The sequence below is a fragment of the Pseudomonas sp. KCJK9058 genome (assembly GCF_046230975.1).
Lineage (GTDB): Bacteria > Pseudomonadota > Gammaproteobacteria > Pseudomonadales > Pseudomonadaceae > Aquipseudomonas > Aquipseudomonas alloputida.
Genome location: NZ_JBJJLR010000027.1, coordinates 1 through 20,430 on the forward strand (window position 1 = coordinate 1; position 20,430 = coordinate 20,430).

16 protein-coding genes are annotated in these 20,430 nt (G+C 64.0%); 8 read left to right on the forward strand and 8 right to left on the reverse strand.

Annotation, left to right across the window (positions count from 1 at the left end; translation table 11 throughout):
• Positions 1-677: DUF6708 domain-containing protein (locus ACK59Z_RS15480; RefSeq protein WP_409293389.1), on the forward strand; the 677-nt coding region annotated here is incomplete at its 5' end.
• Positions 674-931, forward strand: coding sequence for a PAAR domain-containing protein (locus ACK59Z_RS15485; protein ID WP_108190719.1), 258 nt, complete (start codon positions 674-676; stop codon positions 929-931). The genes ACK59Z_RS15480 and ACK59Z_RS15485, both read left to right, overlap by 4 nt.
• 151 nt (positions 932-1,082) lie before the next feature.
• Here the strand turns inward: ACK59Z_RS15485 and ACK59Z_RS15490 are convergent, their stop codons facing one another.
• The gene (locus ACK59Z_RS15490; protein ID WP_108078846.1) at positions 1,083-1,853 is read right to left on the reverse strand and encodes an IclR family transcriptional regulator; all 771 of its coding nucleotides are present in this window, start codon (positions 1,851-1,853) and stop codon (positions 1,083-1,085) included.
• 156 nt (positions 1,854-2,009) lie between these two features.
• Here ACK59Z_RS15490 and ACK59Z_RS15495 point away from each other — a divergent pair, with 156 nt between their 5' ends.
• From ACK59Z_RS15495 to ACK59Z_RS15515, 5 genes are all read left to right on the forward strand, one after another.
• The gene (locus tag ACK59Z_RS15495; RefSeq protein ID WP_070095737.1) at positions 2,010-2,819 is read left to right on the forward strand and encodes a shikimate dehydrogenase; all 810 of its coding nucleotides are present in this window, start codon (positions 2,010-2,012) and stop codon (positions 2,817-2,819) included.
• A 4-nt stretch (positions 2,820-2,823) separates the two neighbouring features.
• Positions 2,824-4,581: an FAD-dependent oxidoreductase gene (locus ACK59Z_RS15500; RefSeq protein ID WP_108190718.1), complete on the forward strand. Its 1,758-nt coding sequence runs from the start codon at positions 2,824-2,826 to the stop codon at positions 4,579-4,581.
• Positions 4,542-4,862: an NIPSNAP family protein gene (locus tag ACK59Z_RS15505; RefSeq protein ID WP_003250862.1), complete on the forward strand. Its 321-nt coding sequence runs from the start codon at positions 4,542-4,544 to the stop codon at positions 4,860-4,862. The genes ACK59Z_RS15500 and ACK59Z_RS15505 overlap by 40 nt, the downstream gene beginning before the upstream one ends.
• 41 nt (positions 4,863-4,903) lie before the next feature.
• Positions 4,904-6,583: an FAD-dependent oxidoreductase gene (locus ACK59Z_RS15510; RefSeq protein WP_108190717.1), complete on the forward strand. Its 1,680-nt coding sequence runs from the start codon at positions 4,904-4,906 to the stop codon at positions 6,581-6,583.
• 241 nt (positions 6,584-6,824) lie between these two features.
• Positions 6,825-8,150, forward strand: coding sequence for an MFS transporter (locus tag ACK59Z_RS15515; protein WP_003250858.1), 1,326 nt, complete (start codon positions 6,825-6,827; stop codon positions 8,148-8,150).
• Positions 8,151-8,304: 154 nt separating this feature from the next.
• Here the strand turns inward: ACK59Z_RS15515 and ACK59Z_RS15520 are convergent, their stop codons facing one another.
• The 3 genes from ACK59Z_RS15520 to ACK59Z_RS15530 all read right to left on the reverse strand — a co-directional run bounded on the left by ACK59Z_RS15520 (position 8,305) and on the right by ACK59Z_RS15530 (position 11,117).
• Entirely contained in the window at positions 8,305-9,120 is an 816-nt protein-coding gene (locus ACK59Z_RS15520) for a sugar phosphate isomerase/epimerase family protein (RefSeq protein WP_409293393.1), read from the reverse strand.
• A 29-nt stretch (positions 9,121-9,149) separates the two neighbouring features.
• Positions 9,150-10,202, reverse strand: a complete 1,053-nt coding sequence (locus ACK59Z_RS15525) for a Gfo/Idh/MocA family protein (protein WP_409293395.1) — start codon at positions 10,200-10,202, stop codon at positions 9,150-9,152.
• A gap of 138 nt (positions 10,203-10,340) precedes the next feature.
• Positions 10,341-11,117 (reverse strand): IclR family transcriptional regulator, encoded by a 777-nt coding sequence (locus tag ACK59Z_RS15530; protein ID WP_108190715.1) that lies wholly within the window; start codon positions 11,115-11,117, stop codon positions 10,341-10,343.
• Positions 11,118-11,311: 194 nt separating this feature from the next.
• On the opposite strand from ACK59Z_RS15530, the gene ACK59Z_RS15535 reads away from it, so the two are divergent.
• A complete protein-coding gene (locus tag ACK59Z_RS15535; RefSeq protein ID WP_003250851.1) occupies positions 11,312-13,024 on the forward strand; it encodes an FAD-dependent oxidoreductase in 1,713 nt (570 codons plus the stop codon).
• Between the two features lie 108 nt (positions 13,025-13,132).
• Here the strand turns inward: ACK59Z_RS15535 and ACK59Z_RS15540 are convergent, their stop codons facing one another.
• The 4 genes from ACK59Z_RS15540 to ACK59Z_RS15555 all read right to left on the reverse strand — a co-directional run bounded on the left by ACK59Z_RS15540 (position 13,133) and on the right by ACK59Z_RS15555 (position 20,150).
• Positions 13,133-16,039 (reverse strand): HD domain-containing phosphohydrolase, encoded by a 2,907-nt coding sequence (locus ACK59Z_RS15540; protein WP_409293398.1) that lies wholly within the window; start codon positions 16,037-16,039, stop codon positions 13,133-13,135.
• Positions 16,040-16,191: 152 nt separating this feature from the next.
• A complete protein-coding gene (locus ACK59Z_RS15545) occupies positions 16,192-17,685 on the reverse strand; it encodes an aldehyde dehydrogenase (protein ID WP_108190713.1) in 1,494 nt (497 codons plus the stop codon).
• A gap of 197 nt (positions 17,686-17,882) precedes the next feature.
• On the reverse strand, positions 17,883-19,265 hold the full coding sequence (locus ACK59Z_RS15550; protein ID WP_004575424.1) for an aspartate aminotransferase family protein: 1,383 nt from the start codon (positions 19,263-19,265) through the stop codon (positions 17,883-17,885).
• Positions 19,266-19,307: 42 nt separating this feature from the next.
• On the reverse strand, positions 19,308-20,150 hold the full coding sequence (locus ACK59Z_RS15555) for a helix-turn-helix transcriptional regulator (RefSeq protein ID WP_014859221.1): 843 nt from the start codon (positions 20,148-20,150) through the stop codon (positions 19,308-19,310).
• Positions 20,151-20,430 lie beyond the last annotated feature (280 nt).

Consider the following 20,430-nt stretch of genomic DNA (forward strand, 5'->3'; position numbering starts at 1 on the left):
CCTTTAGTTATACCTTTATCCTCCTTACACTAATTGCACCTTTAATCTTCCTCCCATTCTTAGCCTATCGAATATATTTCATAAAACGCTTATCAATTTTCTGCTTCAATCGATCAACCCAAAAAATCTACTACCAACGTTTGAGCAAGGTACTCGTATTCGAATGGGCTAACACCGGAGGTGGCATCTTCAAACGCACCGAATACGGCGGCTCATCATTCAGCACCAGCTATGCCCTCGCCTTCGCCCCCCGGCGGGAAGACGGCAGCCTGCATCAAAAAGACTGCCTCTGGATCGACAGCAACGAACCCACCGAACCCGGCGTCAAGCATGTGGCCGAAGTGTGGGAATACCTCCGCCACTTCATGGACCACGGCCCGGACAAACTCCCCCCGCCCGGTGAACCCAACTGGTGGCACAAGCCACTTCACGCCATCTGCCTGACCCCGGCAGAAGCCTGGCGCCACTATGCCCCTTGGCGAACCGGCGAGCCCGGTGAAATGCAGGGCAAAAAGAACTGGCAATTGCCGTTCTGGGCCGTGCTGTTTCCCTACAACCTCTCCGTCGCCCTCTGCTGGTATGGCATCTGCCGCCTGTTCAACGTCCGAGCAGCGCCACCGCCACCAGCAGCCTTCGAAGAAGCCCCCGTTCAACCCGGCAAAAGGAAGCGCAAATGAAACCCATCGTACTGGTAGGCCATCGTCATAGCTGCCCGCTCCATGGCGAAGGCACTGTGGAAACCGGCGCAAATGCAACATTCGTGGATGGCAAGGCCGTCGCTCGTGTGGGCGATCGCATCAGTTGTGGCGCCGTTATCGAAACCGGCGCTGCCTGCACAATCATCGAGGGCCACCCCGCAGCAAGGGAGGGTGACACCACCAGTCATGGAGGGACGTTGATCGAGGGGGACCAGGGTTGGCTCATTAATTGAAAGCCACTACCGGCTACCGAGCCGGATGCTGAAGCCTGCCAGTCAACAGGTTTGGGCCGTCCAGCGGCCCAAATGGCGAGCAAAGCCACCTTTCTGGGTGCCCCGTTCTCACACGCATGGCGCCATGCCCGCAGACTGCGCCATGCCTGCGTCAATCCAGCACTGGCCGAAGCAACGCCTGTGCCTCATACAGGGTCGGCAAATACCGCAACCGTATCTCATCAATACTCAACCGCGAAGCATGAGTCGTGATGGTCAGCGTCGCTTTCAACTGACCGGCCCGTCCCAGCAATGGCACCCCCAGCACCCGCATACCGATTTCATATTCCTGATCAACGATACAGAACCCCTGCCCCTTCACGCGCAACAGCTCAGCGCCCAGCTGCGCCCGGTCTGTCAGTGTGTAAGGCGTCAACGCCCGCAGCGGCTGACGGGCAAAGTATTCGTCCCGCTCCCCCTCTTCCAGCCAGGCCAGCCAGACCCGCCCGCCGGCCGTGCAATACATGGGTACCCGCGAGCCCGGCCTGATCGACAAAGACGCCACATGGCTATACCGGCTACGCACCAGATGGATGATCTCATCGCCATCGCGGGTACCCACCGATACGTGCTCCTGGGTCTGCCGCGCCACCTGTTCAACAATCGGCCGCAGCATGCGCGGCAGTTGCGCCGAGTCCACATAGGCCTGGCCGATGCGCAAGGCCTTGGGGGTCAGCCAGTACTCCCGGCTGTCAGTTTCGGCAAAGCCCTCGTGCACCAAGGTCAGCAGAAACCGCCGCACCGCACTGGGCGTAAGGCCAGATAACCTGGCCGCCTGCGGCACACTCAGGCGCGGCTGCTCGGCGCTGAACAGTTGCATCAGCGCCAGGCCTTTCTGCAAGCCCGCGATCAAGTCACGGGGATGGATGGCGGGTGTGTTCATGCATTCGACTCGCTACCAGAGGAACAAAAACAGCCGATTACTGCGATAACCGGATCATGACTGCGATTATCGCATTAAGTGGCCGCTTGACGCATTGTTGCACGCGTCCCTCTGCCTCACCCTTGCCTCCATAACAACGCCAATAAGGAGGTCAGCATGATTCGAGGTTCCACTGAACTGGTCGCCATCGTCGGTTCGCCCATCGCCCAGGTGAAGTCTCCGGAAAACTTCAACACCTGGTTCAACCACAACAACTGCAACCTCGCCATGCTGCCCTTCGACCTGCACGAGGCGGCGCTGGACAGCTTTGCGGATACCCTGCGTGGCTGGCAGAACCTGCGCGGTTGCGTGGTCACCGTGCCTTACAAGCAGGCGCTGGCCAACCGCGTGGACGGCCTGAGTGAGCGCGCAGCTGCCCTGGGTTCGGTCAATGTGATACGTCGCGAGCGCGACGGACGCCTGCTGGGCGACAACGTGGACGGCGCCGGCTTCCTCGGCGCTGCGCACAAGCATGGCTTCGAGCCGGCGGGCAAACGGGCACTGGTGATCGGTTGCGGCGGTGTTGGCAGTGCCATTGCCTATGCACTGGCTGAGGCAGGGATCGCCAGCATTACCCTCAGCGACCCCAGCACAGCACGCATGGGTGCTGTATGCGAACTGCTCGGCAACGGCTTCCCCGGGCTCACGGTCAGCACACAGTTCAATGGGCTGGAAGACTTCGACCTGGTGGCCAACGCGTCCCCAGTCGGTATGGGCACCCGCGCAGAGCTGCCGCTGTCCGCCGCCCTGCTGGCTACCCTGCAGCCAGACACCCTGGTCGCCGACGTGGTCACCTCACCCGAGATAACCCCGCTGCTGAACCGCGCGCGGCAAGTAGGTTGCAGGATCCAGACTGGCCCGGAAATGGCCTTCGCCCAACTGGGCCACCTTGGCGCCTTCATGGGCGTCACACCGTTGGAGATCTGAAGCCATGACGACTCTGGAGCACACACACAACAGCTTCGACCTGGTTGTGCTGGGCAGCGGTGCCGGTGGTTTTGCCGCTGCCGCCACCGCGGCCCGCCGCGGGCTGAAGGTGCTGGTGGTGGAAAAGGCCGAACGCTTTGGCGGCACCTCGGCGATTTCTGGCGGCGCGGTGTGGCTGTACGGCACCGACCAAGCCCGTGACGCCGGCGCCAAGGACTCCCCCGAGGCAATGCGCACCTATCTCAAGCAGGTCATCGGCGACGGCTACGACCCCGCCTTGGGCGATGCCTTCATCGAGCATGGCCACCAAGCGCTGCGCTGGCTGGAGCAGAACACCGAACTGCGTTATGCCCTGCGCCCACTCTCGCCCGACTATTACCCGGATGCACCCGGCGCCACTCAGTTCGGTCGGGCGCTGGAAATGGTCGAATACGACGGCAAGCACCTGGGCACACGCTTCAAGGACCTGCAGATGCCACCGCCCGGCATGCTGCTGTTCGGCGGCATGATGGTCAACCGGGTGGATATCCAGCATTTCCTCAGCATTCGCCGCTCACCCAGGTCGCTGTGGCATTGCCTGAAGCTGATGGCGCGTTACGCGCGCGACCGCCTGCAGCACCCACGCGGCACCCGGCTTACCACCGGCAACGCATTGATCGCCCGCCTGGCCACCAGCGCCTTCGCCCACGGCACGCAGTTGTGGTTGCGCAGCGAAGCCGTGGAGCTGATCGCCGAGCACGGCGTGATCACGGGCGTGGTCGTACAGCGCGAGGGCCGCCGTGAGCGGGTAATGGCCCGTGGTGGCGTGGTGTGTGCCATGGGCGGATTCGCAGCAGGCGCAATGGCCGCCGGCTACCGCCCTGCTCAAAAGGCGCCGCACCTGACCATGTCACCACCGGCCAACGATGGAGCCGCCCTGCGCCTTGCCCAGGCCGTGGCAGCAGCCGAGGGCGAGAGCCTGGCGGCCAACTTTTTCTGGGCACCGGTTTCCGAACTGCGTCATGCCGATGGTGAACGTGAGCGCTTCCCGCACCTGGTCACCGACCGCGCCAAGCCGGGCGTGATTGCGGTAGACCAAGCCGGGCGGCGCTTCGTCAACGAGTCCGACTCCTACCACCACTTCGTGCACACCATGTTCGCCAACGGCATTGCCAGCTGCTGGCTGGTCTGCGATGCCGAAGCAATGAACCGGTACGGGCTTGGCCTGGCGCGGCCCAAGCCCGTCAACAACCAGGCGTTGATCGACGCAGGCTACCTGTATCGGGCCACCACATCGCAGGCACTGGCCCTGGCCATCGGCGTCGATCCACAGGTGTTTGCGCAAACACTTGCACAGTTCAACAGCGATGCCAGCAATGGCATCGACCGCGCATTTGGCAAAGGCGGCAACAGTTACAACCGCTACATGGGCGACCCGCAACATACGCCCAACCCATGCTTGGCACCCCTGACCAAGGGGCCGTTCTATGCCATCCGCATTCACACCGGCGACCTCGGTTCAGCCCGTGGCCTGGTGACCAACGCCGATGCCAACGTGCTGAACCGCAGCGGTTTGCCCATTCCCGGGCTGTATGCGGTCGGCAACGACATGAACTCACTGATGAAGGGCACCTACCCCGGCCCCGGCATCACCCTGGGCCCTGCCCTCACCTTCGGCTGGCTTGCTGCCAACCACATCACCGCGCGCCTGCAGGCGCCGGCTACCCCTACGGAGAAACCGGCATGTACTACGAACTCAGAACCTACACCCTCGACCCATTGAAAATGGCCGACTGGCTGGCCCTGTACCAAAGCCACGCACTCGAGGTGCAGAGCGAACACCTGGGCAACCTGGTGGGCTTTTTCACCAGCGAGTTCGGCGACGTCAACCAAGTGGTACACATCTGGGGCTATGCCAGCCTCGACGACCGCATGGCGCGCCGCGCAGCCATGGCGGCAGACTCACGCTGGGCGGAATTCTCGCGACGCAACCGCGAGCTGGGCGCGGTACTGCGCCTGCAATCGCGGCTGCTGCGCCCGACCGGTTTCTCACCGCTGCAGTAAGCCACACGCCACCTCTTCCAACAGCCGAGCGGACCCCTTCCATGCCCCCCCTTGAATGTGACGTACTCATCATCGGCTCCGGCGCCTCTGGCCTGGCTGCCGCCGTAACCGCCGCGCATCACGGCCTGACAGTGGTCGTCGCGGAAAAAGCCAGCCAGCTGGGCGGCACCAGTGCCTGGTCGGGGGGCTGGTTGTGGATACCGCGCAACCCTCTGGCCATCGCCGAAGGCATCGTCGAAGCCGACGATGCCCCGGAGCGCTATCTGCGTGCGCAAACCCACACCCGCGAGCTGGACCCGCGTCAACGCGCCTTCCTGCGCCATGGTCCGGAAATGGTGGCGTTCTTCCAGCAACACACTGCCGTGCAGTTCCAGTGCGGCAGCCGTATGCCCGACATGCGTGAAGGCGATGGCAGTGCACGCGGTGGTCGCTCGCTGTGTGCATTACCTTACGACGGGCGACGGCTAGGGCCTTGGCTGCACACGTTACGCCCACCGCTGGACATCGTCAGCCTGGCCGGTATGGGCATTGCCGGAGGTGCCGACATGGCTGCCTTCTTCAACGCCACACGCTCGCCGAAGGCAGCGCTGCATGTTGGCAAGCGCCTGTTGCGCCATGGCCGAGACCTGCTGCTGCACCGTCGCGGCCTGCATCTGGTCAATGGCAACGCGCTGGTGGCGCGCCTGCTGCGCAGCGCCCTTGATCGTGGCGTGACATTGCTGACCGAGAAAGCGGCCAGCCGTCTGTTGTTGTGCGAGGAACGGGTCAACGGCGCGCTGTTTGCCGATGGCCAAACGATCTACGCACGGCGTGGTGTGGTGCTGGCCTGCGGTGGCTTCCCACATGATCGCCAGCGTATCTCGCAACTGATGCCGCACGCGCCGGACGGTGACCAGCATTACTCCGCTGCGCCCAGGGAGAATAGCGGTGATGGTTTGCGCCTGGGCGAACAGGCGGGTGGGCGGGTGTCTGCGGCAGGCGCCCACGGGGGCGCCTGGGCGCCGGTATCGCAGGTACCGCGCCGCAATGGCCATTTCCCACACCTGATCGACCGTGCCAAGCCCGGTTTCATCGCCGTGCGCCGCGATGGTCGGCGCTTCGTCAACGAAGCCGATTGCTACCACGACTTCATGAACGCGCTGTTCGCCGCCACGCCGCAGGCTGAGCAGCCGGAGGCCTGGCTGATCTGCGACCATGCTGCGCAACGGCGCTATGGCATCGGTTGGGCCAAGCCCTTTCCCTTCCCTACCCGCTTCTATCAGCGCAGTGGCTATTTGCACAGCGGCGCTACCCTGGCGCAACTGGCGCAGCGCTGCGGGATCGACGCCGAGCAGTTGCAGCGCACGGTGGCGGGCTTCAACCATCATGCGGCACAAGGTGAAGACCCTACCTTTCTACGTGGCGCGTCGGCCTACAACCGGGCTCAAGGCGACCCGCAGCAGGCACCTAACCCGTCGCTTCGGCCGTTGCTGAAGGGGCCGTTCCATGCGGTGAAACTGCTGCCAGGCAGCCTTGGCACCTTCGCCGGCCTGGACACAGACGCCTCAGCCCGCGTACTGGACCACGCAGGGCAGCCGATACCCGGGTTGTTTGCAGTGGGTAACGACATGCACAGCGTGATGGGTGGGTACTACCCGAGCGGCGGCATTACCCTTGGCCCTGGGATGACCTTCGGGTATCTGGCCGGTAGAGCGTTGAGCGGGGGCTGTGCACATCATTGATGTCGGTGTTGCGCCCATCAGGCAACCAGGGCCAAAGCCTTCTACCCTTCAGTGACGTGAATACCTGCCGCGCCCGCAGGCCAACGCAACCGTTCGATAACCGAACAGTAGCCCGTCTCTTGAATTGACGCTGCCGTCTTCACTGCTCACCATGCACCGGCCTTGCGTGCCCCCCTGCCTGGGAAATGGTCACGTACCCGTAGCACCGCAGCTGAATACAATTTCAAGAAACGAGCAGTCTATGAACCACTCCAAGATCCCCCCCGCCGCGCCCCGGATGTCCCAGGGCTCGATCGGCGACAAGCTCCGCGGCGCCTTCGGCGTCGGCAAGACCCGTTGGGGCATGCTCGCCCTGGTGTTCTTCGCCACCACCCTGAACTACATCGACCGCGCCGCCCTCGGCATCATGCAGCCCGTGCTGGCCAAGGAAATGAGCTGGACGGCGATGGACTACGCCAACATCAATTTCTGGTTCCAGGTCGGCTATGCCATCGGCTTTCTGCTGCAAGGCCGACTGATCGACAAGGTCGGGGTCAAACGGGCCTTCTTCTTCGCTGTACTGCTGTGGAGCCTGGCCACGGGTGCCCACGGCCTGGCCACCTCGGCGGCAGGTTTCATGGTTTGCCGCTTCATCCTCGGCCTGACCGAGGCCGCCAACTACCCAGCCTGCGTCAAGACCGTGCGCCTGTGGTTCCCGGCGGGTGAGCGGGCCATTGCAACGGGGCTGTTCAACGCCGGTACCAATGTTGGCGCCATGGTCACCCCCGCGCTGTTGCCGCTGATCCTGGCTGTGTGGGGCTGGCAGGCTGCGTTCATCGCCATGGGCAGCCTGGGCCTGGTGTGGGTCGTGCTGTGGGTATTGAAGTACTACAACCCTGAAGACCACCCCCGCGTGCGTCAGAGCGAGGTGCAGTACATCCAGCAGGATGATGAGCCCGAGCCGACCCGCGTGCCGTTCAGCCGTATCCTGCGCCTGCGTGGCACCTGGGCTTTTGCAGTGGCCTATGCGATTACCGCACCGGTGTTCTGGTTCTACCTGTACTGGCTGCCGCCGTTCCTGAACCAGCAATACAGCCTGGGCATCAACGTGACCCAGATGGGGATCCCGTTGATCATCATCTGGCTGACGGCAGACTTCGGCAGCATCGGGGGTGGCATTCTGTCGTCGTGGCTGATCGGCCGTGGCGTGCGTGCCACGACAGCGCGGCTGGTGTCCATGCTGATCTTTGCCTGCACCATGCTCAGCGTCATCTTCGCCGCCAACGCCAGTGGACTGTGGGTCGCGGTGGCGGCCATCTCGATCGCGGTGGGCGCGCACCAGGCGTGGACGGCGAATATCTGGAGCTTGGTGATGGACTACACACCCAAGCATCTGGTGAGCACCGTATTCGGCTTCGGCAGCATGTGTGCGGCAATTGGCGGGATGTTCATGACGCAGATTGTCGGCAGCGTGCTGACCGCTACCAACAACAACTATGCCGTGCTGTTTACCATGATCCCGGCCATGTACTTCCTTGCGTTGGTGTGGATGTATTTCATGGCACCGCGCAAGGTCGAGAGCGCCTGAGAGCGCTAGCCACTTACCTCTACGGGGCCCTTGCGGGCCCTTTTTTTTGGCTTGGTGTTTCTTGAGAAGCAACAACGACAAGGCAATGTTCGGCGTGGGAGCGGATTCACTCACGAACGTGACGCAGCCGGTGCCATGCGCCACGTTCGCTCGATCAGACCGCGGCCAACACCGCCTTGGCTTTCTCCAGCGCCATGCGCGCGCGCTGTTCGCCGCTGATGCCCTGCTCCAGCAATTGCCGCGTGGGGATTTCCAGGCTCAGCGGCACGCTCGGCGGCAAGGCGCGCAACAGGCCAACCAGGTCGGCATCGCCATCACCCGGGAAGCGTCGCTCGTTACGCGCCTGGCGCAGGATCTCGTCCATGTCGGCCGGTACCGGACCAGCAACGTCACACAGTTGGGCATAGCGCATGCGCTGCGGCGCCAGCTGCGCCAGGTCGTCCAGCGAAGAGCCGGAGCGGTTGAAGTGGAAGGCATCCACCAGCACGCAGCCATTGGCGCGGTCGGCGTTGGCCACCACCCGCATGGCCTGGCGCAGGTCACGTACGTCGGTCCAGGGCATGAACTCCAGGTGAGGGTGAATGCCGTATTGCGCCGCCAGCTCGCACAATGCGGCAAAGCGTTCGGTCAGGCGCGCTTCGTCGGGGTCGTTGCCCGCTACCAGCAATTCAGTACCACCCAACTCGGCGCCCACCGCCAGGATCGCTTCGAAATCGGCCACACAGGTGGCCGGTTCAAGACGCAGGATCTCCAGGTCGAGCACCTTGATACCCGTGTCGCGCAAGCGCGCCTGGGTTTGCCGGCGCAGTTCGGCATCGGCGACCAACGGGAAATGCCGCTCCTGTTCGGTGGCTGGCACCAGCCGTAGGCCGACATGGCTGTAACCCGCTCGGGCGGCGGCCTCAACCATGTCCGGTGGAGACAGCTCGAGCACCGTCAGGGCCGCGAGGGAAAAAATTCGATCAGTCATTTATCATCACCCGCAATAGTAAGGTTGTATCAGCCAATGTGCTCGGGCGCGCAAGCCCGACCGCTTTGGGCTGCCTGCCTTATCGCTTCGATCAGCGCCAGTGTGCGCCCCCCGTCGGCAGCGTCGATCAGCGGCGCCTGTTCACCCCGGGCAACCCGCACAAAATGCTGCAATTGCAGGGTCAATGCCTCGCCGGCGGGGATGCTCTCCGAGCTTTGCAACAGGGGCGTATGCCAGCCCGAGCCTGCCTCGGCGTAATGCCAGCGCTTGAGCTGGGGAATGCTCAGTGCTCCTTGGGTACCGGCCAGCAGATAGCACGGCTGGCCATCCTGGCGCGGGTACACAGGGCTTTCGCCAGCGTCCAGCTCCCAGCTCCACGGTGCAGCCACCGCGTCGGACCCGGTCAGGCTGCCCAGAGCACCGTTGGCAAACTGCAGCAGCACCGCGGCGCTGTCTTCGTTGGCAAAACCGCGGACATCGTTGCGGGTGAAGGCCTGCACCTGCACCACCTCGCCGCACAGGTAACGCAACAGGTCAAGGTCGTGGATCAGGTTGGTCAGCAAGAAACCGGCCCCTGGCTCGCGGCGCCAGGGCGTTTCGAAATAGCTGTCGGGCTTTTGCAGCTGCCACAGCGCGGTAACGTTGATCAAACGGCCCAGCTTGCCTTCGTTGATCACCTGGTGCGCCTTGGCGATCAGCGGATTGTGTCGGCGATGGTGCCCTACAAGCACCGGCACACCTCGGCGGCGTGAGGCTTCCACCAGAGCACGCACTTCATCCAGGTTCACGCCCACCGGTTTTTCCACCAGCACTGGCACCCCGGCATCGACGCAATCCAGGGCGGTGGCGACATGCAGGTTGTTGGGGTTGGCGACGATCACTGCCTCAGGGCGCGCATGCGCCAACATGTGCCGGTGGTCGGCAAAGCAGGGAACACCGCACTCGGCAGCGAAGGCCTCGGCCTGCGGGCCGGGGTCGGCTACCGCACACAGTTGGGCTTGCGGCACATTGCGCAAGTGCTGGTAATGCTGCCGGCCCATGATGCCGGCGCCAATCAAGGCAATACGAAGGGGTGCGTTCAACAGCCTGTCCTCTTGTCATTGTTGTTATGAAATTCTGAAACCGGGTTCCAAAATTCATACTCGACAATTTAGAACCAAGTTCAGCTTTTCAGAAGAACGGGCGCAACAGACTGTGCGGTAATCGACCGGAATATCCTCTCAGGCAAACAGCTCGCTGGCGGGGCTGGTCGCCGACAGCTCTTCTGCCGCCGACAGCAATAGCGGTGCCAGCGCGGTAAGGCGGCTTTGTGCCAGCCGCGCGCTGGGCCCGGCGATGCTCAGCACGCCGATCACCTCGTCACTTTGCGGGCGACGTACCACTGCGGCCAGGGCTGAGGTGCCGATGGCGGACGTTTCCTCGACCCAGGCATACCCACGCTCGCGGGCGCGGTGCAGGTAGGCGAGCAGCTCGTCGGTGGAGCGTGGCGCGTTCGGGCCGAACTGTTCGGGGTCGGCAATACCTTGGCGCAACACCATCTGCAGCGCCTGCTCATCGTCCAGGCTGGCCAGCCAGGCGTGCCCGGAGGCGGTATAGAACAGCGGCGCGTCGCGCCCCATATCCGGGTCGTAGCGCAGCCCGGAGCGGGCCCCCTGAGACTTGGCGATCCAGGTTTGCCGGGCACCGTCGATTACCCCAAGGCGCACCAGTTCACCGCTGTCCTGGGCCAGGCGGTCAAGAATCGGCTGGATGATGTCGGCACCGTTGCTGGCGAGGTAACGAAAGCCCAGCGCTACCAGCTTGGCCGACAGCTGATAGCGGCTGTTTTCCCGGTTCTGGCGCACGTAGCCCAGCCGCACCAGCTCAGTGAGCATGCGGTGGGCAGCGCTTTTGGGAATGTCCAGGCGCTCGGCCAGGGTTTGTAACGGCAGCCCTTGGGGTTCACCGGTAAGGCTTTCTACAAGACTGAAGGCGCGTTCGATCTGACTACCAGCCATGTCACAGGTCCCTGATTTTTTTGCGAATTCTAGAAGATGATTCCACATCGTCGCTAGCCAGCGCAGCTCGGGCCACCCCGAATGTCCGATGATCGCCCAGTTCTTGCCTGACATGACCAACCTGACCTTGCAGGACCACCCGCTGCTGATAAGAATGTGGAACATTGTTCTAATAAAAGCACAGGAAACCCGCAATGCCTTCCGCTCCTCTCGAAACCGAATGCGATGTACTGGTCATAGGTTCTGGCGCCGCCGGGCTGGCGGCGGCCGTCACGGCTGCCTGGCATGGGCAGAAGGTGATCGTGGCGGAGAAAGAACCGGTATTTGGCGGTGCCACCGCCTGGTCCGGCGGCTGGGCCTGGGTGCCACGCAACCCGCTGGCGCGCAGGGCCGGCATCGAGGAAGACATCGAGCAGCCGCGGACTTATCTGCGCCATGAGCTGGGGGCAAACTACAATGCCGAGCGCGTCGATGCCTTCCTTGAGGCGTGCCCGCACATGGTGGCGTTTTTCGAGAAGTACACGGCGTTGCAGTTTGCCGACGGCAACGGCATCCCGGACATGCATGGCGATACGCCGGGGGCAGCCCTTGGCGGCCACCAGGTGATCGCCGCGCCCTACGATGCCCGCGAGGTTGGCGCCCTGCTGCCACGCTTGCGCAAGACCATGCGCGAAACCTCGTTCATGGGCATGCCGATCATGGCCGGAGCCGACCTTGCCGCCTTCCTCAACATGACCCGCTCACCCAAAGCCCTGCTGCACGTGTGCAAGCGCTTTGGCCGCCACCTGTACCACCTGGCCCGCCATGGTCGGGCCATGCACCTGGTCAACGGTGTGGCACTGGTGGCGCGCCTGGCTAAATCGGCACAGGACCTGGGTGTGCACCTGCAAGCGTCGGCGCCGGCCAAACGCCTGCTGATCGAGGGTGGCCAGGTACGCGGGGCGTGGGTCGCGACGCCACAGGGCGAGCAGCTGATCCGCGCCAAGGCCGTGGTGCTGGCGGCAGGTGGTTTCCCCAATGACAACGCCCGGCGCCAGCAACTGTTCCCGCGCGATGCCAGCGGCCACGACAACCTGGCGCTGCCGCCCAAGGGGTGTTCTGGCGATGGCCTGCGCCTGGGCGAATCCGCCGGCGGTGTGGTTGCCACCGACCTGAAGTCGCCGGTGGCCTGGGCACCGGTTTCACAGGTGCCGTATCGCGACGGCAGCGTCGGCCACTTCCCGCACATTATCGAGCGCGGCAAACCGGGCGTTATCGGTGTGCTGGCCAACGGCAAGCGTTTCGTCAACGAAGCGCATGGCTATTACGACTATGTGTCGGCCATGGTCGCTGCAGTGCCGCAGGGCCAGGAGGTGTGCTCGTGGCTGGTTTGCGATCATCGCTTCTTGCGCCGCTATGGCCTGGGGCATGCCCGCCCGGCACCGCTGCCGGTAGGGCCGCATGTGCGCAACGGCTACCTGAAACGCGGCGCCACGCTCGAGCAGCTCGCCCAGGCCTGCGGCATTGACCCGTCCGGGCTGCGCGCCACGGTCACTGACTTCAATAACCATGCCCGTAACGGCCAGGACCCGGCGTTTGGCCGCGGTTCCACGCCGTTCAACCGCAAGCAGGGTGACCCACAGCACAAGGGCCCTAACCCGTGCGTGGCGCCCATCGAGCACGGGCCGTTCTATGCGGTGAAAGTAAAGCCCGGCTGTTTTGGCACCTTTGCCGGGTTGCGCACCGACGGCAATGCCCGTGTACTGGATGAGGCCGGGCAACCGATTGCAGGCCTGTATGCAGCAGGTACCGACATGGCCAGCGTGTTTGGTGGCTGGTACCCGTCGGGTGGCATCAACCTGGGGCCGGCGCTGACCTTTGGCTATGTCGCCGGGCGGCACATTGCCGGGGTGCAGGGGTATGAGTGAGCTGATCCACAATACCCGAGTGGTCGGCGCTCTGCAGGAGGACGCAGGGAAAGGCCGTGGCGCTTGAATCGAGCGCCACGCGGTCTGATTTTTCAGCGCTGTCGTCCCTCAGCTCACAGGTCTCGCTGCGCTGCGCTCCTGAATCTGCGCCAGCCAGTAGACCACATCCACCTCGTCGATCTGCTCGGTGCGCAGGAAGCGCTCGGCATATTGGCGGTATACCCCGCTGCTGAGGAACAGTTGTAGCAGTTGCCCGTCGACGTGCCCCTCGCGGGCCATGGCCACCAGGATCTTCACCGATTCGGACAGCGTCTTCGGGGGTTTGTAAGGCCGGTCTGCTGCCGTCAGTGCTTCGAAGATGTCGGCAATCGCCATCACCCGCTCGGCGATGCCCAGGTCCTGCCCGCCCAGGCGGCGCGGATAGCCGCTGCCGTTCATCTTTTCGTGGTGGTTGCCGGCGATGTCGGGTACCCGCTTGAGCTGGCGCGGGAGCGGCAGCGCACTGAGCATGATGATGGTCTGCACGATGTGTTCGTTGATTTTGAAGCGTTCTTCGTCAGTCAGCGTGCCACGGCGGATCGACAGGTTGTACAACTCGCCGTAGTTGCTGGCGTGGCCTGGCAGGTGCATGTCGAACCCCCAGATATTACGCGGGTCATCCTTGACCACCGGCGGCGTGCGGGTGCCCCAGTGCACGCAGTGCTCGGGGCGATCAGCCAGCAATGGCTCCTCTGTCGGCAGTGCAGGCTGCGGTACGCCGACAAGGCGCTCCGCCTCGTCACGGGAGATGCCCAGGCGGTTATCGAAATGGCGCAGCCAGCGGCGCTTGCCGATCACCTGCAAACGCTGGATATCGGTGTCCTGCATGAACTCGCCGCCGATGTTGGCCTGGGCGACGAAAGCGAAGTCGTCCTGCAGCTCGGCCTGGCTTCGCTGCAGTGCGGCTTTCAGCACCTGCTGGTCGGCGCCACTGGCCAGGCCTTGCCAGTAGGCCAGCTCCGCATCGCGCCACAGCACTTCGAAACGCATGCGGACTTCGTGGATGCGGTTGTACAGGGTCTCCAGCTTGGTCGCCTTGTCCACCACGTACTCGGGGCTGGTGACCTTGCCACAATCGTGCAGCCACGCTGCCACACGGAACTCGTACCGTTCTGCCTCGGTCATGCTGAAGCTGGCGAACGGACCGCTGTCGGCTGCCACTGCCTGATCCAGCAGCATCTGCGCCAGCTGAGGCACCCGCTCGCAGTGGCCACCGGTATAGGGGCTCTTGGCATCGATGGCGTCTGCCAGCAGCTTGATCATGGCGTCCAGCAGGCGTTGCTGGGCTTCGACCAACTGGCGGGTTTCGATGGCCACTGCAGCCACACCGGACAACTCCTCGACAAAGCGCCGGAATGGCTCGCCCACCCGCTCCTGCGCCTGTTTTTCATCCATGTGCAGGACCAGGATGCCCAACAGTGCCCGGCTACGGTCATTCAGCACCACGGCCAGGCTGCGCTCGTGCAGGCCCAGGGCCTGGGTCACTGCTCCAGCCAAGTGCTGCCGGGCGCCCTCATCCACTGCCAACTCGCTTGGGTAGTGTTCACCGTGGCACGAGGCGGCCAGGCGCAGCAAAGCCTGTTCAGCGTCGTACAGGTAAACCCCGCCGGCGTCGCCCCCGGCAGCTTCTACCAGATGGTTCAGCACGCCGTCGAGCATGCGCTCCAGGTTTCGCTCACGGCTGAGCGTAAGGGTAATCGCCTGAAAGTGGCGAATGGTACCGGACATGCGGCTCAGCACGCGGCTCAGCTCACGCACCTCGGAAACCCGCGAGTGCACGCCCACCTCACGGCTGAAATCAAAACTGGCCAAGCCTTGAACCTGCTCGCGCAACAGCCGCAGCGGGCGGCCAATGCGCCGGCCAAGCACACCGCCGAGCACCAGCAGCACGGCCATCAGCGCCACGGTCCAGAGCAACTGCTCGTACAAGACTTTGCGCGCCCCCACCAGTAACTCGTGGCCGGGTACGGCAATCAGCACGTACAAGTCGTGCCCGGCCAGGGTGGTCAGATGCACACGAATGCCATACCAGGTCTGGCCATCCACCTGATAAGGCTGAGGCTGGTTGCCCTTGGGCAGGTCAGCGTATAGCCGCGCCAGGCTGGGAGCGCCCAGCTCGGCGACACGCGACAGGCGCACGCCTTGCCCTTCGTGCACGATTGCCCGCTGCGGGTCCGGGTAGGCCACAACGTTGCCCTGGTCATCGAGCACCACGATCTCGGTACCCGGGGTCATGCGCAGGTCCTGAGCCTCGCTGGCCAAGTCGTTGACCGAGACATCCAGGCCGATCACGGCGCCACCGTCGACGCTACGTTGGGCCATGGTCAAGCCGACCTCGCGGGTGGTGAAGAACACATAAGGGCGGGTCAGCACCGTAGAGGGTTGTACCGTGGCTTCAGCGAACCAGGGGCGCAGGCGTGGATCGTAGCGATAGTCAGGTTTGGCCTGGGCCTGCAACAGGTTCAGCGCCCGATCATAAAAACGCCACTCGCCCTGCACCTCGGCGCCCTCGCCATGGCTGACGCTCTGCACCAGAAATGCCGTGCCCGGTGGAGCGGCGAAACGCTGCATCAGCTGCGGGTCATGCAGGCGACGCACCAGCAGGAACTCGCCGCTGGGGTAACCCAGATAGGCGGCGCTGAGCATGCGGTTGGCGTCCAGCATTTCCACCAGCTGTGGCAGCCGATCCAGGCGCTGTGCCTGGGTGTGCACCGTCGGGTTGTGGGCAAGCAGGCGAATGCTGCTTTGCGCCGGCTCAATCAGGCGCCTGGCGCGCTCATCGATGGTCTTGGCAACCTGCTGGGCGGCATCGCCAGCAGCAGCCACGAGGGTCTGGCGAATACCGCGATAGCCCTGCCAGGCCAGGGCAGCGCCGAGCAGCAGCATGCCCAGCACGATGGCCAGCGCCACCAGCCACTGCAGTGAAATACCACGTCCTGTATTGCCAACAACACGCCCCGTCGACACGCAGCCCATCCCAGGTACTCCATGTGCGGCACATTGCCTTGGCTGATTTCTGCAGCAGTGTAGAGTGCGCGTGAGCTTTCTGCCGGGCCGGCAACACGTTTACAGACGAGCGTGCAAGGCTTTGTACCGCGACATAGGCGACGTGGGCCATGATCAGGGCATCAGCCGCGCAACTGGTACCAGGTGGTCTTGAGCTGCGAATACTTGTCGAACGAATGCAGTGACAGATCGCGGCCAAACCCCGACTGCTTGCCCCCACCGAACGGCACCGTCACATCCAGCGCATCGACCGTGTTCACCGATACGGTACCGGCTTTCAACGCCCGCGCTACCCGGTGCACCTGGTTGAAGTCGTCGCTCCAAACCGAAGCTGCCAGGCCATAGATGCTGTCGTTGGCAAGGCGCACCGCTTCTTCTTCGGTGTCGAAGGCGCTGACCGCCAGCACCGGGCCGAACACCTCCTCCCGCGCCAGGCTCATGCGGCCCTCGACACCGGCAAAAATGGTCGGCTCGATGTAGTTGTCCGAACCTTCGACGGTCAGGCGTCGGCCGCCACACACCAATCGCGCGCCCTCTTGCCCGGCACGCACGATGGCGGCCTCGATGCGGCCGGTCTGCTCGGCATCGACAATCGCCCCGGCGCGGCTCGCCGGATCCAGCGGGTTACCGGGCAGCCACTGGCGAGCCTTGGCCTGCAGGCGCTCGATGAACTCATCGTGGATGGCACGCTGCACGTACAGCCGCGAGTTGGCCGAACACACCTCCCCCTGGTTGAAGAAAATGCCGAAGGCGGCCTTTTCCGCCGCCAGGTCCAGGTCCTGGCAGTTGTCGAACACCAGGTTTGGGCTCTTGCCGCCGCACTCCAGCCACACCTGCTTGAGGTTGGACTGCGCCGAGTACTGCATGAAGTACTTGCCCACCTGGGTGGAGCCGGTGAATACCAGGCAGTCCACATCCGGGTGCAGGCCCAGCGCCTGCCCGGCCTGCTCGCCCAGGCCCGGCACTACGTTCAGTACACCTTCCGGCAACCCCGCTTCCAGCGCCAGTTGGGCCAGGCGCAGGGCCGAAAACGGTGATTGCTCGGCGGGCTTGAGTACCACGCTGTTACCGGCAGCCAGCGCCGGGGCCAGCTTCCAGGCGGCCATGTCGAGGGGGAAGTTCCACGGCACCACGGCCGCGACCACGCCGAGGGCTTCACGGGTGATGGTGGCCAGTGCCGTGGGCGCCGTGGGCGCCACCTGGTCGTACAGCTTGTCCAGCGCTTCGCCGTACCAGCCGAACACATGTGCCGAGCCCGGCACGTCGATGTTGTAGGCGTCCATCACCGGCTTGCCCATGTTCAGCGAGTCCAGCAAGGCCAGTTCTTCACGATGGGCCATGATCAGCTCGGCCAGGCGCAACAGCACCTTCTTGCGCTCGCCCGGCGCCATGCGCGGCCAGGGGCCGTGCTCGAAGGCTCGACGGGCGCTGGCGACGGCCAGGTCGACCTCGGCCTGGCCGCAGGCGGTAACCTGTGCCATTACGTTGTGGGTGGCGGGGTTGATGGCTGCGAAGGTGGCGCCATCCTGTGCGTTGACGGGTTTGCCATTGATCAGCGCTTTGGATGGCAGGTACAGGTCCGAAGCGCGTTGTTGCCAGAATTCGAGGGTGTACATTTGTACTCCAGGCGACCGCGGTGGCGATCATTTTTTGCGGAAGTGACAGGTACCACACAGTCCGCAAGCGCGCCGCGCCTCCTCTGTGGGAGCGGGCGTGCCCGCGAATCAGGCGACACGGAGGATGGCACCAGCTTCGCCGGTGTTCGCGGGCATGCCCGCTCCCACAGGGGAAACCGGTTGCCCTTGTCAGCGGCTTAGAGCTTGCCGACCAGCCGCGCCGTGCGGTCTACGGCTATCCGGGTCTTCTCCACCAGCTCATCCAGCTCGCTGTGGTTGGCGATCAAGGCCGGGGCCATGATCATCCGGCCCAGGGTCGAGCGAATGATCACCCCTTCCTCGAAACCAAAGGTGCGGCACTGCCAGGCCAGGTCGTTCTCGTTGGCAAAGCGCTTGCGCGTCGGCTTGTGCTCGGCAAACTGCAGCGCCGCCACCAGCCCGGCCCCTTGCACCTGGCCGATCAATGGGTGATCGGCAAACACTTCGCGCAGAATGCGCTGCAGGTACGGCCCCGTGTCGTCCTTCACCTGGCGCACGATGCCTTCGTCACGCAGCGCCTTCAGGTTGGCGATGGCCACTGCCGCCGCCACCGGGTGGCCGGAATAGGTCAGGCCGTGGGCAAATACCCCGCCGCGCTCCACCAACGCCTCGGCAATGCGCTTGCTCAGCACCAGGCCGCCCATGGGCACATAGCCGCTGGTCAGGCCCTTGGCAATCGACAGGGTGTCGGGCTCGAAGCCGAAGTATTCATGGGCGAACCATTCGCCGGTGCGGCCAAAGCCACCGATCACCTCATCGGCGCACAGCAGCACATCGTACTGGCGGCAGATACGCTGGATTTCCGGCCAGTAGCTTTCCGGCGGGAAGATCATGCCGCCGGCCCCCTGGAAGGGTTCGGCAATGAAGCCGGCAACGTTCTCGGCACCCAGTTCGAGGATTTTTTCCTCCAGCTGCAGGGCGCAGCGGCGGCCGAACTCGGCCGGGGTCAGTTCACCGCCCTCGGCGTACCAGTAAGGTTCGTCGATGTGTGCCACATCCGGAATCAGCCCGCCCATGTCGTGCATGAACTTCATCCCGCCCAGCGCCGTGGCCGCCAGGGTCGAGCCGTGGTAGCCGTTCCAGCGGCCGATCATGACCTTCTTGCCTGGCTGGCCAACCACCTGCCAGTAGCGGCGCACGGTGCGGATCAGTACCTCGTTGGCCTCGGAGCCGGAGTTGGTGTAGATCGCGTGGCTGTAGTGCCCCGGCAGCAGGCTGAACAGCAACTCGGACAGTTCGATCACCGCCGGGTGGGTGGTGTGGAAGAACATGTTGTAGTAGGCCAGCTGATCCATCTGCGTGGCTGCGGCGGCCGTCAGGTCACGACGGCCATAACCGAGCTGGGTGCACCACAGGCCGGACATGCCATCCAGGTAACGCTTGCCCTCGCTGTCCCACAGGTGCAGGCGTTCGCCCCCGACGATCACCCGCGGCCCTTCGGCGTTCAGCGCCTTCTGGTCGAGGAAGGCATGAATGTGGTGGGCGGCATCGGCTGCCTGGTAGTCACGGGTCTGGCGTTGCGGGGCGAAAGGCGCGTTCATTGTTGGTTTTCCTTTGCGGTGGGGTTGCAGGGCAGCTGGCGCTCAGCGCAGCTTGCCCATGTAGCTTTCCAGCGGGTCCTTGCCCAGCACGCCCTGGGCATTGGCCAGTGCGTCGATGAACAGGGAGAACAGTTCGGACTGGGTGCCGATGTCGAGCTTGACGTAGACGTTCTTGCGGTGCGACTTGATGGTGTCTTCCGACACCCCCAGCCGCTCGGCCAGCGACCTGGTCGAGTGACCACGCAGGATCAGCTGGGCGATACGGCATTCACGCTCGGTCAGCAGCGAGCTGCCGAAGTTGTTCAGCGCGGCATGGATACGTTGCTCGAGGATGTTCTCGAAGCGGCCTGCGCGGCTGTCCAGCCCGGCAAAATGCTTGCCGAGTACCGCCAGCACCCAAGGCGTGATGAGCCCGAACCGCGTGCGGCTTTGCCCATCCAGCTTGTCGGTGAAGGCCAGCGACACCGCCAGGCTTTGCCCGGGCGCCACCTGCAGGATGTAGTTGAGTTCGTCCTCCAGGTGCGAGTGGCGGTAGAACGATTGGTAGTATTCGCTGACCTCGAAGTGATCGGGCGCCACTTCGAACAGGCCGTAGCAGCCGGATTCGACCTGTTCCACACAAGCACCGTAGAACGGGTCAAGCAGGTAGAAGCCCGACAGGTAGCGGCTGACATTGCCCTCGGGCTGCCAAGGTGCCTTGTCATCCTGCTCGAACAGCGCACAGGGCATGCCGTCGTGTGGGTACAGGTACACCGTGGTCGCCTGGATCGGCCGTATCACACTCAATGCAGCAAACAGGCTGGCGGCAAAGCCCGGCCGGCCGATCGCCTCGGTGACCTTGGCCTGGTGCTCGAACCATTGTGCTGAAAGCAATTGATTAGTCACTGTAAGCCTGCCGTTTCTTCTCAGTGGCACCGCCGCCGGTGCGGTGCGTCGTTGAGCAGATACTCCCACGGGGCTGCAGGCACCGGAATCACCCTTTGGGGTGAGCCGGGCAAGGGCAGTGGCCGCTCACCCCAAAGGGTGATTCCGGGTGCCTGCAGGGTGTGGGAGCATCAACCCGCCCCAGCGCTGCGAGCTTTCCGCTCGACCTCCTTGCACAGCACCTAACGGTTGCGAGCCTGCTCGCCTGCCGCGGTGTCCTGCATCCCTTTTCAGGAGTTAG